The organism is Acidobacteriota bacterium, from assembly GCA_040754075.1.
Lineage (GTDB): Bacteria > Acidobacteriota > Blastocatellia > UBA7656 > UBA7656 > JBFMDH01.
The window spans coordinates 20444-35596 of the sequence record JBFMDH010000024.1 but is presented as its reverse complement, the minus strand read 5'-3'; the positions used below and the strand labels follow the sequence as shown (position 1 = coordinate 35596).

At 45.5% G+C, this 15153-nt stretch carries 14 protein-coding genes; 6 read left to right on the top strand and 8 right to left on the bottom strand.

What is annotated here, in order from left to right; genetic code table 11:
* The first annotated feature begins 14 nt into the window (after nucleotides 1–14).
* Entirely contained in the window at nucleotides 15–638 is a 624-nt protein-coding gene (locus tag AB1757_22150; GenBank protein ID MEW6129758.1) for a DUF2238 domain-containing protein, read from the top strand.
* Nucleotides 639–674: 36 nt separating this feature from the next.
* Here the strand turns inward: AB1757_22150 and AB1757_22145 are convergent, their stop codons facing one another.
* Genes AB1757_22145 through AB1757_22130 form a run of 4 tightly spaced genes read right to left on the bottom strand, consistent with a single transcriptional unit; the run spans nucleotide 675 to nucleotide 6291 of the window.
* A complete protein-coding gene (locus tag AB1757_22145) occupies nucleotides 675–2342 on the bottom strand; it encodes an FtsW/RodA/SpoVE family cell cycle protein (protein ID MEW6129757.1) in 1668 nt (555 codons plus the stop codon).
* A gap of 30 nt (nucleotides 2343–2372) precedes the next feature.
* Nucleotides 2373–3626, bottom strand: a complete 1254-nt coding sequence (locus tag AB1757_22140) for a di-heme oxidoredictase family protein (GenBank protein MEW6129756.1) — start codon at nucleotides 3624–3626, stop codon at nucleotides 2373–2375.
* An 18-nt stretch (nucleotides 3627–3644) separates the two neighbouring features.
* The gene (locus tag AB1757_22135) at nucleotides 3645–5429 is read right to left on the bottom strand and encodes a penicillin-binding transpeptidase domain-containing protein (protein ID MEW6129755.1); all 1785 of its coding nucleotides are present in this window, start codon (nucleotides 5427–5429) and stop codon (nucleotides 3645–3647) included.
* A 58-nt stretch (nucleotides 5430–5487) separates the two neighbouring features.
* Nucleotides 5488–6291, bottom strand: coding sequence for an FHA domain-containing protein (locus AB1757_22130; GenBank protein ID MEW6129754.1), 804 nt, complete (start codon nucleotides 6289–6291; stop codon nucleotides 5488–5490).
* A gap of 141 nt (nucleotides 6292–6432) precedes the next feature.
* Between AB1757_22130 and AB1757_22125 the strand changes: the two genes are divergently transcribed.
* From AB1757_22125 to AB1757_22110, 4 genes are all read left to right on the top strand, one after another.
* The gene (locus AB1757_22125; GenBank protein ID MEW6129753.1) at nucleotides 6433–7206 is read left to right on the top strand and encodes a GNAT family N-acetyltransferase; all 774 of its coding nucleotides are present in this window, start codon (nucleotides 6433–6435) and stop codon (nucleotides 7204–7206) included.
* An 11-nt stretch (nucleotides 7207–7217) separates the two neighbouring features.
* Entirely contained in the window at nucleotides 7218–8330 is a 1113-nt protein-coding gene (menC, locus tag AB1757_22120) for an o-succinylbenzoate synthase (GenBank protein ID MEW6129752.1), read from the top strand.
* Nucleotides 8331–8611: 281 nt separating this feature from the next.
* Nucleotides 8612–9358 (top strand): 3-oxoacyl-[acyl-carrier-protein] reductase, encoded by a 747-nt coding sequence (fabG, locus tag AB1757_22115; protein MEW6129751.1) that lies wholly within the window; start codon nucleotides 8612–8614, stop codon nucleotides 9356–9358.
* 22 nt (nucleotides 9359–9380) lie between these two features.
* Nucleotides 9381–9941, top strand: coding sequence for a GNAT family N-acetyltransferase (locus AB1757_22110; protein ID MEW6129750.1), 561 nt, complete (start codon nucleotides 9381–9383; stop codon nucleotides 9939–9941).
* A gap of 47 nt (nucleotides 9942–9988) precedes the next feature.
* Here AB1757_22110 and AB1757_22105 read toward each other — a convergent pair whose 3' ends face one another.
* Nucleotides 9989–10576: a phosphoglycerate mutase family protein gene (locus AB1757_22105; protein MEW6129749.1), complete on the bottom strand. Its 588-nt coding sequence runs from the start codon at nucleotides 10574–10576 to the stop codon at nucleotides 9989–9991.
* A gap of 121 nt (nucleotides 10577–10697) precedes the next feature.
* Here AB1757_22105 and AB1757_22100 point away from each other — a divergent pair, with 121 nt between their 5' ends.
* Nucleotides 10698–11414 (top strand): PilZ domain-containing protein, encoded by a 717-nt coding sequence (locus AB1757_22100; GenBank protein ID MEW6129748.1) that lies wholly within the window; start codon nucleotides 10698–10700, stop codon nucleotides 11412–11414.
* A gap of 216 nt (nucleotides 11415–11630) precedes the next feature.
* Here AB1757_22100 and AB1757_22095 read toward each other — a convergent pair whose 3' ends face one another.
* The 3 genes from AB1757_22095 to AB1757_22085 form a co-directional block, all read right to left on the bottom strand.
* The gene (locus AB1757_22095; GenBank protein MEW6129747.1) at nucleotides 11631–12290 is read right to left on the bottom strand and encodes a hypothetical protein; all 660 of its coding nucleotides are present in this window, start codon (nucleotides 12288–12290) and stop codon (nucleotides 11631–11633) included.
* Nucleotides 12291–12352: 62 nt separating this feature from the next.
* On the bottom strand, nucleotides 12353–13756 hold the full coding sequence (locus tag AB1757_22090) for an NAD(P)/FAD-dependent oxidoreductase (GenBank protein ID MEW6129746.1): 1404 nt from the start codon (nucleotides 13754–13756) through the stop codon (nucleotides 12353–12355).
* A gap of 8 nt (nucleotides 13757–13764) precedes the next feature.
* Complete coding sequence (locus AB1757_22085; GenBank protein ID MEW6129745.1) at nucleotides 13765–15129, bottom strand: coproporphyrinogen-III oxidase family protein; 1365 nt, start codon at nucleotides 15127–15129, stop codon at nucleotides 13765–13767.
* Between the last annotated feature and the right edge of the window lie 24 nt (nucleotides 15130–15153).

The following is a 15153-nucleotide window of genomic DNA, read 5'->3' as shown; positions in this document are numbered from 1 at the left end:
GACCGGAGGGATGTTTGAAAAATTCTTCTCGATTTCACCTGATTCTGCTTGTCGGATTCCTAATCGCGCTCGGATTATCGGCTATCAAACCGCATGATTATTTCACCTGGATATTGGAAGTGTTTCCGGCAATCATCGGGGTCGGTATTTTGGCGTTCATCTATAATCGCTTCCGGTTTACCAACCTGGTTTATTTTTTGATTTTCATCCATTGTCTGATTTTAATCGTCGGTGGACATTATACCTACGCCGAAGTTCCCTTATTCAATTGGCTTCGCGATGTGCTGCATTCCGGTCGGAATAACTATGACAAGGTCGGGCATTTCGCCCAGGGATTTATTCCGGCGATGATTTCCCGCGAGGTGCTGATTAGAAATCGCGTGATAAATGGTCAGAGCTGGCAGTTCGTATTGATTGTTGCCATCTGTTTAAGCATCAGCGCGTTTTATGAATTTATTGAATGGTGGGTGGCGATTTTATCGGGAAGCGCCGGTGATTCCTTTTTAGGAACGCAAGGGTACATCTGGGATACCCAAAGCGATATGTTTCTGGCATTTATTGGCGCAATCCTGGCGCAACTTTTTTTAACTAAGTTCCACAATCAACAGCTACAGCAACTCGAAAACGAAAAGCCTTGAAATCGGCTCCCGGAGCCGGTTTTAAGTTTCGATGATTTATCTCACCGGTTGAAATATGGGTTCTTCGGCTTTTTCAATCATGGTTTGATTACGGATGGCGTTGCGGTGCGAGATTGCCAACAAAATCCCCAGCATTGCAAATGAAGTCAGTAATGACCACCCGCCGTGACTGACAAAGGGCAAAGTAATCCCGGTCATTGGAAGTAGTCGCAAGACGCCTCCTAGGTTGACGATTGCCTGAAAAGCCACGAATGCCGTCAACCCTGTGGCGAGTAACTTGGTGAACATATCACTTGCGCCGAGCGCGATAGCCGTTCCCCCGAATACAATAACCGCAAGCGCCAGCAGAATGGTTAATCCGCCGATAAAACCGGTCTCTTCCGAGATAGCGGCATAAATAAAATCCGAATCCGACACCGGAACCGTTTCGGGATAGCCCAATCCCAAACCTTCACCTTCGATTCCTCCTTCATTGATACCAAAAAGCCCCTGTGATAGTTGTAAGGTTTTGTCGCGCCAGGCTTCCCGATTTAAACGAGCAATCTCATCCGCGTCGCTTGATTCAAGGTTGATTTTTTTCAGCTTAACGTAATTCTCGAAATCCCGTTTCCACCAGGAAGTATCCGGTGCAGGCGGATTCCACATATCCAGCCAGACGTGAAAGCGAAACTGCACATAACCCGGAATCCCAAATCCGGTGGTGAGTTTTGAAACCCCGATTGATAAAACAAAAATGACAGCAACCAATGCGATGGCATAGAGCAGTTTGGCTTGATTGCGAACCGCGATGACATAGAGCATCAAAAATACGCCGAAAAAGACCAATAGTTGCCCAAAGTCATGAAGCAAGAAAAACGGAATCACCGGCATCGCCGCGATAATGACGAAGGGAATAAAATGTCTGGCGGTTGGTAATCCCCATTTGGTTCTTCGCAGGTGGCGATAGGTATCAGCAAGGATTCCGGCATAGCTTAATAAGAAGAGGATTTTAACGCTTTCCCAGGGGGTTTGTCCGAATAGCTTGCCATTGGCTCCCCAGATTAAAACCATTATCGAGAGGATGACCATAATGATTCCTGTGGCGAGTCCTAAAATGAAAGAGTGGCTTTGTATCCATAGCAGCCAACGGTCATCTTTAAAAATCAGAAATGCAACGATGAAAGTGACAAACGCCAAAATGGGAATGTAGGTGTCCGTTGATTTTAAAACATATGCCAGTCCAAAACTTTTGTCGGCTTTGTCATCGAGGTCCGCAGGTTCTTTCGGAACCGCTTCGCTACTTCCGAACATGAATGCCTTTTTCTCATCATCATAAGCGGTTTTGATATTGAGCAATCGAACCGCCTGCGCTTTTTCGCGGCGTTCGACCGATTTTGTAATGCCGCGCGCACCATATTCCGGGTCAGCAAATAAACGAAACTGGAGAAGCGTGCCGATTCCGAATAGAAAAATAGCAGCCGTGTAGATCAACATTTCTCCGCGAAATTTTTGTTTGCGAACCAACCAGAAGAAAACCATAAACACCGGAATCAATAACAGCACATCCCGAAAGGCAACCACTTTACTGGCGTCATAGCCACGCAAATCACCCGACCAGATAATCGCCAGATACCCGGTAATGCAAAGCCCGAAAATCACCCCAATCAGCAGGAGATGGAGCGTCGGACGGGTTCGTTTAAATTTAATTTTTTTAGCTTCTTCCATAGCTTATCAAATGAAACCACTCATCGGGTTTCAAAGAGATTCTAAAAATTTCATTAACAATCGCTTCTTTTCTTCCGGTAATTTTTGAAACCCTTCGGTTACGGTCGCTGCTTCACCACGATGTTTCAAAATCGCTTCAGTTAAATTTTTTGCGCTGCCGTTGTGTAACCAAAGGAGATTATCTTTTAATTTTTCAAGGCGCGCACCAATTCCCCACAACGGCGCGGTTCGGATTTTATTGCGCGATGAGGGATTATTCGTTTCGAGAATCCCGTCTCCGGTTCCCACGTCATGCAACAGAAAATCGCTGTAGGGATGAACGATTTTGTTGCCTAATGCGTCTGTGACTTTAAAAGCTCCACCATTAATCACTGTGCCGACGGCAGCGGTTTTAATCGTTGGGACATGGCAAATCGCACAGCCGATGGAGGTAAAAATTTTATCCCCTTCGAGCATTTCAGATGATTTGATTTTCTTTGAATAATTCTCAGGGGATTTGGTAGACCGTATGAAATCGGCAATCAAATTGATTTTTGATTTGTCAATTTCCGGGTCTTTGGCGCGGTCAAACTCGGCAACCGATTTGCCGAAAAATGAAATTTCATTGGGATAAAATTCACTGGTGACACCCAACTCATTTCTCAAGGCTTCAGCGACAAATGAAAAGATACTGGCGTGAGAATTTTTCCAGCCGAATCGACCAACGCGGGTTTTACCGGGTGATTCTATAACCGGAACCTCAATGATTTCACCGGCAATCTTTCCTTTACTGATTTTGGGTTGTTCGGCGGCAATGGCGCGAATGGTACTGTCATCAATTGCTTCGATAAACCCATCGCCCAGCATACTGGTTGGCATGCGGTTCGTCACGACATTGAAATCAGGTTGCACAGTCTTGCGGATTTGCGGCGGAATGGCATTGGTTTGAATGACTGTACCATCAATCGGCGATTTGAAATTTTTCCCGTCAAAGATGCCGGCGCGAATCACCATAATCAACCCGGAACCGCCGATAGTAGGGAACTGGTGGCAACGAGTACACATCTCGCCGTTAAAAATGGGTCCCAATCCTTCACGGTCAATAAAATGTTTGCGAAATAACCCGATGCCTTTATTAAAAAATTCCTGTGAAACATGTCCGTTGGTTATATCGTCGATGCCAACCGGCGCTTCCTGATAAACAATTTTTTCGCCATCAGAAACCTGGGAACGTGAATCAACTGAAAAGCAGATCGCATAACCGAACGAAAGTAATATAGCGATGAATAACTTGAAAAATTTCATAAATGCACTTCAAAAATATTATTGATTCCCGCTCGTTTTGGATGGTTTCCGAGATGGTGCCTGAGAGTGTTGACCACTACGAACATAACCGAGTGACTGAGCTTTTTCAATTAATTTTGCGGCAATCGGCGCAGCGGCTTTTGCGCCCTGCCCGCCGTTTTCAACCATCACTGCGAAGGCGATTTGCGGATTATCCGCCGGCGCAAATCCGATAAACCAGGAATCCGTATAACCTGTGAACTTATAATGTGGATTCCCGTCTTTGTCTTTGTAATCAAGCACAGGTTTTCCGGTTGCCTTATCAAAGACCAGCACATCGCGATCAGCGGTTCCGGTTTTGCCCCCGGCGGTAAAGCGTCCCGAATAACTCGAAAATGCCCCCTGCGCGGTGCCTGATTGCACCACCAGTTTCATCAGTTCGCGTAGTTTTGCGGCGGATTGCGGTTTAATAAAATCAGTTATCTCTTTTTTCTGTCCGCCAGTTTCAAAAGTCGGCGCAATATATTTGCCATCGCTGTTTGCAACCGTCGCGGATAACACCGCCATCTCCATCACCGTTAAATCCGTAAAGCCCTGTCCGATGGATTGTAACGCGACATCATAATCCGTGGCTTTCGACGAAAGATTCATTTTGTGTACCGGTGGAGCAAAAACATAATTGAAATCATCCTTATCGCCGTGTTCACTATGCCAAAGGTCAAAGGCGCGACGGGTGTTGTCATCGGGCGAAACCGTGAAATGTAATTTTTTTGCATAGGTAGCTAAACGCTCTCTGCCGATTTTCAATCCCAATTGCGAAAAATATTGATTACACGAATGTGTGAAGGCATCCCTGAGACCGATGGTTCCATGAACTTCTCCGCGATAATCCTTTATTTCACGTCCTGAACCCGGCGGTGTGAAGCCTTCTGCCCGACAGGTGAATTTTTCTTCGGTAATTCCTAAATCGATTGCGACCGCGGCAATGAAGGTTTTAAAGGTTGAACCGGGGCGATAATAAAATGCCGAGCCTCCGGTGACCAGTGTACCAAGCGCGCGGTTGACCATCGGGCTTATTGGTTGCGCGTCTTCAACCTGTGAGGTCAGTTTATCCCAGGCTTTGTCATCCTCGATGATATGCGGGTCAAAGGTTGGCGTTGATGCCATTGCCAGAACTTCATTGTTTGGGAGTAATAAAACCACAGCCGCAGCCGGTTGGTTGGTGGATTGTATTAAATTATAGGCTTCACGTTGCAAACTGCTATCGACCGATACTTTTAAATCTTTGCCCACAGGCGTAGGGGATTGGAGTTGATTCATCACACTGGTCGGTTCGGTCAACCAATCCCGATAAGCGTGTTCCATTCCGCCTGAACCAAGAATGAAATCGGAAAATCCGGTTAGGTGAACCGCCGCGCCACCGAGCGGATATTCTCGAACGATTACCCCATTGTCCGAACGGTAACGAATCAAGGCGTTTTCCAGGTTTCCGGTGCGATCCAGCACCCAACCTTTCAGTCCGCTTTCGGCAAGCCGACGATTCCTTTGATCATATTTTTTAGCCTGAATAAATTCGGGTTGATGATCGGCGCGAAATGCCCAGAAGGAATGAAACCCTAGCAGGGTGATTAACATGAGAATAAAAAAAACGCGAAGGACATATAACCAGCGATTGGTTGCCACCGGACCTAAATCTTTCAAATCTTCCAAATCAGTTTCAGGGATGGGTGGGTTGCGATGTTTCCAGGCGGCGATTATTAAAAGGACGACTAACCCTAGCGCAACCAGTATAAAAATGACCGTGAGGATTTTAGGAATCAACATAATTTTGGTTCAAAAATATTACCGACCGATGATTAACCGATTCAATCAGGTGAGTCGTTCAACTGAGGTCTTCTACGGTTAAATTCACGTCGCCTATTGAAAGTACATCTCCGATTTTTATCACTCCCGCTTCGTTTTGGTTCAGGAAGCGATTATTGATCGCTGTGCCATTGGCGCTTCCCAAATCGGCGACGACAATCCGTCCATCACTGCGCAAGGAGATTGAACAATGTTGCCTGGAGATGCTGGCATCTTCGATGCGAATACGGTTTCCGGCAGTCCGTCCGATGCTAACCGGAGCGGCATTGGCTTTCAATTCGACCTGAAAGAGTTGCCCATCATCTGAACGAAGATTTAATTGGCAAACATCGGTTGATTTTTTTGCCGGCTCTAACACTTTGGACGCATCAAGTTTGGGAGCCAGTAAATCATTGCTTAACACCTGCCAATCCTTTTCCTCAAAATAACTTTTAACCCCAATCGATTTTTCAAAAAAGTCCCGCGCGATTGCCAGGCGAATCACTTTTGGTCGCTCATATCGCCGGTTTACCATGTGTTCCAAAAGCGCAGTTTTTAATTCGCTGACCAGCGATTCCAGATACTTAGGGTTGATTTGTGGTGCCCGTTCATAGGGAATTAAAACTTTGAAAAAAGGCGGAGGAATTGATTTCAAGCCCTGTGAATTGGGCTTTAAATGGCTGTCAATTTCGCGTTCCAACTTGTCGATTAAATCACTGACCTCACGCTGGCTTAGGGTCGATACATTTTCGGATGAAAATTTTGCATCAACCCTGGCACCGAGTTTTTCAAATATGCGGCGTGCTTTGATTTCGGCTTTATCAAAAAAATTTTGGTCAGACATAATCACCCCAATAATAAGTCACCCGCTCACACAATGTACATACGCTGCCAACCGATTAAAGTTGCCATCTGATTTGGACTCGTTTGTACATCGCTTTTCATCGCTTTCCTTGTATGAGTTGGTAGATTATACTCAGCCGTTATGTCCGATGAAATTACGATCAGGGAATGTGTCTCAATCGACGATTACCAACAATGTATTGCTCTGGAGCGCGCGGTTTTTGATGATGATGACATCGATATTATGCCAATTCGGTTGTACATGATTTCCAAAAATTGCAATGCCCCGACCTTCGGAGCCTTCGACTCATCAGGGAGAATCGTCGGCTTTGTGCATACCTCAATTGCGCTAAACAATAAACAGGTCGTTTATCATTCACACCTTGCAGGAGTGGTTGAAGAATTGCGACATCGTGACATCGGCTTTCGCTTGAAACTGGCGCAACGTGACCATGCCATCGCTAACTCTGTGCCGATGATTTTCTGGTCATTCGACCCTCTGCAATCGCGCAATGCCCATTTCAATATCAACAAACTCGGAGCCATCATTCGCACCTATAAAATCAACTATTATGGAGAAGGCATTTCCACGGTTTTTGATGCGCATTTACCATCGGATCGCGTGATTGCCGAATGGTGGGTGAAGTCTCCGCACGTGGAATCGGTTTTAGCAGGCAATCGTCCGAAAATTGAATCGCCGTTGGGGGTGGTTGAAATCCCTGACAATATTGAAAAAGTGAAAGCGATTTCCTTGGAGCAACATATCGAATGGCGACTGGGCGTCAGGGAAAAAATGCTAGGAGAATTGGAAAAAGGGTATATCGTTCGCGGGTTTGTTCGTGATGAACAAACCCAAACCAGTTCGTATTTATTTGGCAATGATGAAGCGCAATTTCGTTATGAAACCTACAATTAAAAGGAATGATTATGCAATTAGAAAAAATTGATTTACGAGAAATCCATCTGCAATTAATTCATCCGTTTGAAACCAGTTTTGGGGTGACCACGCACCGTCGGATTTTATTGATTCGGGCTTTCGATAAATCCGGGGCTATCGGTTATGGCGAATGTACCGCACCCGAAGACCCTTTCTTCAATCACGAAACTATCGAAAGCGCCTGGCACATCATCACGAAATTTGCCGTTCCACTTCTTTCACAAGCGAAAATTGAGAGCGCCGAACAAGTGAATAGCGCGTTGGATAGGATTCGCGGCAATCGTATGGCAAAAGGTGGCGTCGAATGCGCCATCTGGGATTTGGAAGCTCGTCTCAATCATTTACCATTGTGGCATCATTTGGGCGGCACCCAGAGCGAAATCAATTCCGGCGTTTCCATCGGGTTGCAATCAAGCATAGAGGTTTTACTGGAAAAAGTTACACGGGAAGTTGAAGCCGGTTACCAACGCATTAAGCTCAAAATTAAACCGGGTAAGGATGTTGAACTGGTCAAAGCGGTTCGCAATAAATATCCTGATATTAAACTGACGGTCGATGCCAACTCAGCCTATACCTTAAACGACGTTGCCGTATTTAAAGCCCTTGATGAATTCAACCTGTTGTTGATTGAACAGCCTTTGCAACCCGGTGACCTCGTCGATCATGCCAAATTGCAACGCCAGATTAACACCGCCATTTGTCTGGATGAATCAATCACTTCACTTAAAGATGCCAGAGACGCCGTTGAACTGGGTTCCTGTAAAATAATCAATATCAAACTTGGGCGGGTCGGCGGTCATACGGAAGCCAGAGCCATTCAAAATTTCTGTGCCGATAATGGCATTCCGGTTTGGTGTGGCGGCATGCTTGAATCCGGCATTGGGCGCGCGCATAACATCGCCATGTCAACACATCGAGGCTTTACCTTGCCCGGTGATGTCTCTGCCTCAAAACGTTACTGGGAACAGGATATTATCGAACCGCCGGTTGAAGTGAGTGAACGGGGCACGATTCCCGCTCCGTCAGGCATCGGCATTGGCTATGAAGTCAATGAACAGCGCATCGAATCACTGGTCGTGAAAAGGGAAGAAGTCAATCTTTAAGATTTAATCGCAATTAAAGCGTAAGAGGGAATTGCTAAAAAAAATATTTACGAAGCCAGGTTTATTACTGCCAAACTGGCTACAGGAGCCGATTTCAGAGCAGTTCGCAAAACAATTAGAGTTGAGCAAGCGGTCTTTGACCGCGTTTGCATTACAATTTACCAAAATTGAGGAAGCGGTTTTTGACCGCGCCTTAATACTGCTTAGTTATACCAATCGCGAACGGCTCTATGATATTGGCATAAAAAATTATCATTAAAGAATTATTTATCGGAGGAGTCATGTCAGGTTTTGAGGGGAAGTCAGCAATTGTAACCGGAGGGTCGCGAGGCATCGGACGCGCCATTGTGAAGGAGTTGGCAAGACTTGGTGCAAAGGTCGCGTTTACTTATAGCAAAAACACAGAAATGGCGGATGCGCTGGTCGCCGAAATTGAATCTTCAAGCGGAAAAGCCATTGGCTTTCAAGCCGATGCCGTCGATGCCGATGCGGCTGAAAAAATCGTTCAGGAAGTTAAAACACAATTCGGTTCAGTGGATTACCTGGTCAACAACGCCGGTATCACCCGCGATAATTTGATTATGCGCATGAGCGAAGCCGATTGGGATGCGGTGATGGATACCAATTTAAAAGGCGTTTTTAATATCACCAAACCCGCGGTTGCCGTGATGGTACGCCAGCGCAAAGGCTCCATCTTGAATATTTCTTCAATCAGTGGGGTTGTCGGAATGGCTGGGCAAACCAATTACTCAGCGTCTAAAGCCGGTCTAATCGGGTTTACCAAAGCCCTGGCTAAAGAGGTTGCAAAACGCAATGTGACGGTCAATGCGCTGGCACTGGGATTGATTGAAACCGATATGACCAGCAGCTTGACCGAAGATTACCGGGCGAAAATGATTGAAAATATCCCGCTGGGCAGATATGGAACGGTTGATGAAGTCGCCAAGATTGTTGCTTTTCTGCTTTCAGATGAGGCGCAATACATTACCGGTCAGGTGATTCAAGCCGACGGTGGATTGGCGATTTAATAAGTAATTTTGGCGGTGCAACATGGCTGTTGAAATTCGTTTGGCAACCAGAGACGATATTCCGGTACTTGAAGAATTGATCCCCTTATCGGTTCGCGGCTTGAGCGGCGGATATTACACACCTGCACAAATCGAGAGTGCCATCATTCACATCTTTGGCGTGGATAGTCAGTTGATAGATGACGGGACTTATTTTGTTGCAGAAAGCAATCATCAAATTGTTGGTTGCGGCGGGTGGAGCAAACGAAAAACGCTTTTTGGCGGCGACCAGATGAAAGGTGATGAGGATGGTTTACTTGACCCGCAAAGTGAACCGGCGCGCATTCGCGCCTTTTTTGTCCATCCTGACTGGACAAGAAAAGGAATTGGCAAACGGATTATTTCAGCTTGCGAAAATGCTGCCCGTGAGTCTGGATTTAATCGCCTGGAACTTGCAGCAACTTTACCTGGCGAACCACTCTATGCAGCAGTTGGCTATCACCCGATTGAAAAAATAGATGTGCCAATGCCCGATGGAGAATTCCTGGCGATTATTCGCATGGGAAAAACCATTCAGCTTACCGAACCTCAGCCATCGGGTTGAGGCTGGCATTATCATGCCTTCTGAATTCGCAGATAGTTTGCAGGATTTTAAAATCGCATTCGCGCTATTTTAGCTTTGCCCTTCCCAAGCACCGTGACGATGAACAGGTTGTCATAATCGGTTTCGGGAATTTCGGCAATCGTCCCGCCGCCCAGCATCTTAATGACTTCCGGCAAGGTGTTGGTATGCCCGACCACTAAAACCGATTCTCCGCCGCTTTGATAAATTTTCTCGACAATATTTTTAATGGATTGCTCGGAAACCTTATTGCGGTCTGCGGGGGCAGCCGAAATCGGCAAAACAATCGCAGTTAAATTCAACGATTCAGCCAGCGGTTCGGCGGTCTGTTTGGTGCGCAGATATTGCGAAGTGATGATGGTTTTGATGTCAGCTTTGCCGAGCATTCGCGCTAAATTTCTGGCTCGCGCTTTCCCTTCATCAGTCAGTGGCGGGTCGTTTGCGGACATCATTTGCTGACCGGATGAAACAACCTGTTTTTCTGCATGACGAACAAGATAGACCGTGGTGATTTTTACCGGTTCGTCGGCACTGATTGGCGAAGGGGTAAACGATAACAGCAGCAAGGTTATGAGCATATAAAACAACAGGCGATTTTTTAATTTCAAAAAGGTCATTCTCTTAACTCCACGGCTTGAAGTAGTCTGGTTTCTCGAATTTTTAAGTCTAGTCCACTGAGTACGACTGTAGTAAAAATGAATAACGAGAATTAACAGATTACACGATGAGGTTGGGGATTTGAAAACTGTTGCAATCACGTCGGAACATTTTGCCGTAGAATTCGAGAGCGAAGACGAGTTGCGAATTGAATACGCCAACAATATTTCTGCCGGAGGTTTGCTGATTCCCACCAGTACCGAACTCCAGCCGTTTTCGCCTATGCAACTGACATTAAAATTAATTGATGCCGGTGAAGCGCAAATCTCAGCAACCGTAGTTCAAGTTATGGCGTCGGCATTTGCGGTGGCTTTCGATATAAAACCGGATGAGATACTGGCTGCTCTTTTATCCAAACCCGCAGTCAACCAAACGTCCTCCACCCCGGCAGAGTCGAATACCTGGGATCGAATTCGCAATCTATCGCGTGTAGAAAAATTATTGCTCGCGCCAAAAGCCGACCGCAGTGAACGAACCGTTTTGCTTCAGGATAACGATGCACAGGTTTTGTATTCGCTGCTCAAAAATCCCCGCATTACAACTGAAGAGGTTGTGCGCATTGCCCGCTCACCCTTGTTGGCAACCGCGACTGCCGATTTAATTGCCAAAACCACAATCTGGGCGAGTAACTCGGAAATCCGCAGCGCCCTGGTTCATAATCCCCGGACACCTACACCGTTGGCATTGAAATTACTTCCGACCTTACCAGAACCGGAAATCCGTCAGATAGCCAAATCCAGCGCCGTCAGTCAGGCGCTCAAACAAGCCGCATTGAGAATCGTGATTAATCGAAATTGAGTTAGATTAAAGCGAGAATCGAACGAAGGATGGAATCCTAAGAGATTGACTAAATATCTACAATTTTCTTTGCTGACAGGCACGCCGAATGACTATTAACGAATTTTATATTTTAGTGGCATTGGAGAAACCATTTTCGCTAGTTTGAATATTTGTTTGGAAATTTCTTGACCATTGTTGGTTTCATCATTGATGCGGATTTTGAGAGTGGGGGGGCTAAATGTTTTTCAAAAATTTCTGTAATTCATTTAAATGTTTTTGACAAAGCCCAGAACCGTGAATAGCTTCATATTGCATCCAACAATTAACACAATCTGGATATGTGTCTTTTGTATTTTCATCGTAACCTTCTGAAACGCCAAAAATATGCAAGCATTCATGGAATATAGATTCTTTGTATTCTGAAACCTCAATTGCAACAGCACCAGGATATACACCTATACATTCACCCCACATACCTTTCCCAATAGAAAGTGGTAAATCAGGTGCTGAGATAAAAATCGCCTTTGGGATTTCATGAGTACCAATAGAAGTATCCATGATTTCCTTTATGAGAGGTTTTAGGAAAATAGTTTCTTGGTCAATAAATGAGAAGGCGACATCTCTGGTGTAATTTGAAACTGAAACTAGGGTGGAAATAAATTTTGAGCTAATAAAACCTTTCGTTTTTAAAGAATTATCAATTACCCGATTTATAATGGTTGACCAAGTAGGGTACTGCTCCTTCAAATTGACAAACTGAATACGTTTATCAACTTTATGATTTTCTTTTAACCATTGAAACAAATCTTCAAGTTTAAGAAGTGTTCTCTGTATAAGAGAATCATCTGGTGGATAGGAAGTTACAGCAACGAGTAAAGGGTTTGACTGTTCCATAAATTGAGAAAAAATTTAGGTTTTGTAATAAATCAGAAGGCGGTCATTGACCGCCTGTTTATTTAGTCGCCGGTTTCTGTTATGAAAGGCCCGATGTTGGATTGACTGAGGGTTTGTGTTGTCACCCCGTCATCGAAATATTTATACTTCGCGGAAAATCCGTTACCTTCTTCTATGCCCTTTGCCCCGTTGCCGTTGCTGGCGTTACTTAAAACTTCTTCGTACAGCGGTGGCGGGATGTCTGCGAATTCAGCCATCGGTCCATAGACTTCATCAACCCCTTCGCGAAATACATCGCCGATTAACAGGTTGATGATATTGACGCGATAATCGGGATATTTCTTGAGGAATCGCGAAAAACTGAAGCCCTCGTTATAAAACGCATAAACCAGTTTGCGCATCGACTCGATGCCTTTATCGAGTTTCGGTTGAAATTGTCCGAGCCGCGCTCGCGAAAAATCATTATGCTTAAAAGCATCGTGAATAGCATCGGCAGCAAGTTCCGCCATCTTGAATGCCAGGAGAATTCCCGATGAATAAATCGGGTCGAGAAAGCCATAGGCATCGCCGATTAAAATAAACCCATCGCCGGAGTTTTGTTTCGAGCGATAAGAATAATCGAGAATCGAATAGATTTTATCGACTCGTTCACCATCTGCCACGCGACGACGACACGGCTCACACTTTTCAACCTCTTCGTTGAAAATTTTGGCGAGGTCTTGTCCGCGACCTTTCACCAGATAATCCGGGTCAGCCACCACACCGACACTGGTGATGTCATTTTCAAGCGGGATATACCAGAACCAACCATTGCTGCCGGTCTGAGTTCTTAACACCAGGGTCGCGCCGCCATTTAAATCCGGCTCACGATGCGCGCCTTTAAAATAAGAATAAAGAACAGCTTTTTTCAGCCTGGGGTCGCGCATGCGCCAGCGCAGTTTGTTCGATAGCATAGCGGTCTGACCTGTGGCATCGACGACGACTTTCGCAAAAAATTGTTGAACCGTGCCATCAGTCATTTGCGCTTCCACCCCGATTGCCTGTTCGCCATCAAAAATCACCTGTTTTACGGGGGTTTTTTGATGAACGGTGACGCCTTGTTCGGCAGCATGATTGATGAGCATTTCATCAAATACCGCGCGGGTCACTTGCCACGTAACTGCGCTTTCGTGATGGTTGGCTTCAAAAAAGTAGAAAGGACGGGATTCTTTTCCCGCAGGGTTGGCGAACTGAACACTGTATTTGTGAACAAAGGGGCTGGCTTTGAGCTTTTCCAAAAAGCCCATTCGTTGAAATGTCCAGTAAGTGTCGGTCATAAACGATTCGCCAATGTGATGACGCGGGAACTGCTCTTTTTCAAAAAGAATGACCTTGCGACCTTCGCGGGCAAGAATGCTGGCTACCGAACTACCGGCAGGTCCTCCGCCCATAACAATAACATCATATTGATTGTGGTGTTTTTCCATAGTGATATTTAAACGTAACGAACCGGTTTCTGCTCCGGTTCAAAAAATTCCGATAGAAAACTATCGACCTGTAATAATCCACTGCGTGTGAGTTCAATCTGTGATTCGGTTCGGAATAAAAATTCTTTTTCAACCAGGCTATTAAATACCGCTGCAAATTCCTGCCAAACATCGACTGAAAATTTCCTGGCGAAATATTGCAAATCCAGTTTTCCGGTTTTGAGTTGTAAAATTAATTCGCGAATCAAGCGTTGCTTTTTGGTAAGCGGCAAAGCGCGAAGCAAGGGCAACGCTTCGGTTTCGAGCAATTGCGTATATTCCTCGAAATGATGAAGGTTTTGAAAATGCACGCCGTCAAAATGCGAAAACGAAGAAACCCCCAGCCCAATCATATCGCCGCCATGCCACAAGGCATCCGTATAAATAAACCGGCAATGTTTTCTGGCGTTCGCGACGGTATAGGCGCTGATGATTTCATAGCCGCGTTTTTGAAATTCCGCAAAAGCGAAATCGACCCAACGCCGTTTGTTCTGCCAATCGGCAATCGGCGAATCCAGACCTTTTTCAATCATCTCTCGCGAAATCACCGTATTGAACGGCAACTCCATCTGGTAAATGGTTACCGAATCGGGTTCGAGTTCGATGGCTTTTTGGATGCAGCGTTGCCAGCGTTCTTCGGATTCGCCTATCATTCCGGCGATTAAATCGATATTGATTTGCGGGAAGTCAACTTCACGCGCCCAATCGTAAGCGCGATAGATTTCCGGTGAAAGATGGGCGCGTCCGTTGGCTTCCAAAATATCGTCATCGAAATGCTCGACGCCAAGACTCAAGCGGGTGACGCCGATTTGTTTAAGCATTTCGAGTTTCGATTTTTGCAAGGTTCCCGGTTCACATTCAAACGTCACCTCTTCGGCATTTTGCCAACTAATGTGTTGATTTAATCCTTCAACCAGATATTGCAATTGCCGTTCGCTGATATAGGAAGGCGTCCCCCCGCCGAAATAGGCAAATCTAAGTTGCCGACCTTGAAAGGCATTCGTCCGGCTGTACAGTTCGTTCTCTTTAATCAAGGCGTTCAGATAGGTTTCAATATCCGAAGCGTTTTTGTCTGTGTAGATTTTAAAGTAGCAGAATTTGCAGCGTTTGCGACAAAAGGGAATATGAATGTAGAGACCAAGCGGTTCTTCGACTCGCGGCGGACGGTTCAATGTTTCGTAGACATTCGGAATAAATTCCGGTTGCCACTTAGAAAACGCCGGGTAATTTGAAACGAAGTAATTACCGACTTCGGTTTTTTTCGGCTCCGTAACAATGGGTAAACTCGGCGAATTCGGGCTGGGACTTTGCGACGCATCTAAATCATTTGCCATTAAACTTCTTGATACTCCTACATT

What these genes read in the sequence shown, in the direction of transcription:
- AB1757_22145 (MEW6129757.1), bottom strand. Translation starts at nt 2,342, where the DNA reads ATGGAAGAAGCTAAAAAAATTAAATTTAAACGAACCCGTCCGACGCTC.
- AB1757_22140 (MEW6129756.1), bottom strand. Translation starts at nt 3,626, where the DNA reads ATGAAATTTTTCAAGTTATTCATCGCTATATTACTTTCGTTCGGTTAT.
- AB1757_22135 (MEW6129755.1), bottom strand. Translation starts at nt 5,429, where the DNA reads ATGTTGATTCCTAAAATCCTCACGGTCATTTTTATACTGGTTGCGCTA.
- AB1757_22130 (MEW6129754.1), bottom strand. Translation starts at nt 6,291, where the DNA reads ATGTCTGACCAAAATTTTTTTGATAAAGCCGAAATCAAAGCACGCCGC.
- AB1757_22125 (MEW6129753.1), top strand. Translation starts at nt 6,433, where the DNA reads ATGTCCGATGAAATTACGATCAGGGAATGTGTCTCAATCGACGATTAC.
- menC (MEW6129752.1), top strand. Translation starts at nt 7,218, where the DNA reads ATGCAATTAGAAAAAATTGATTTACGAGAAATCCATCTGCAATTAATT.
- fabG (MEW6129751.1), top strand. Translation starts at nt 8,612, where the DNA reads ATGTCAGGTTTTGAGGGGAAGTCAGCAATTGTAACCGGAGGGTCGCGA.
- AB1757_22110 (MEW6129750.1), top strand. Translation starts at nt 9,381, where the DNA reads ATGGCTGTTGAAATTCGTTTGGCAACCAGAGACGATATTCCGGTACTT.
- AB1757_22105 (MEW6129749.1), bottom strand. Translation starts at nt 10,576, where the DNA reads ATGACCTTTTTGAAATTAAAAAATCGCCTGTTGTTTTATATGCTCATA.
- AB1757_22095 (MEW6129747.1), bottom strand. Translation starts at nt 12,290, where the DNA reads ATGGAACAGTCAAACCCTTTACTCGTTGCTGTAACTTCCTATCCACCA.
- AB1757_22090 (MEW6129746.1), bottom strand. Translation starts at nt 13,756, where the DNA reads ATGGAAAAACACCACAATCAATATGATGTTATTGTTATGGGCGGAGGA.
- AB1757_22085 (MEW6129745.1), bottom strand. Translation starts at nt 15,129, where the DNA reads ATGGCAAATGATTTAGATGCGTCGCAAAGTCCCAGCCCGAATTCGCCG.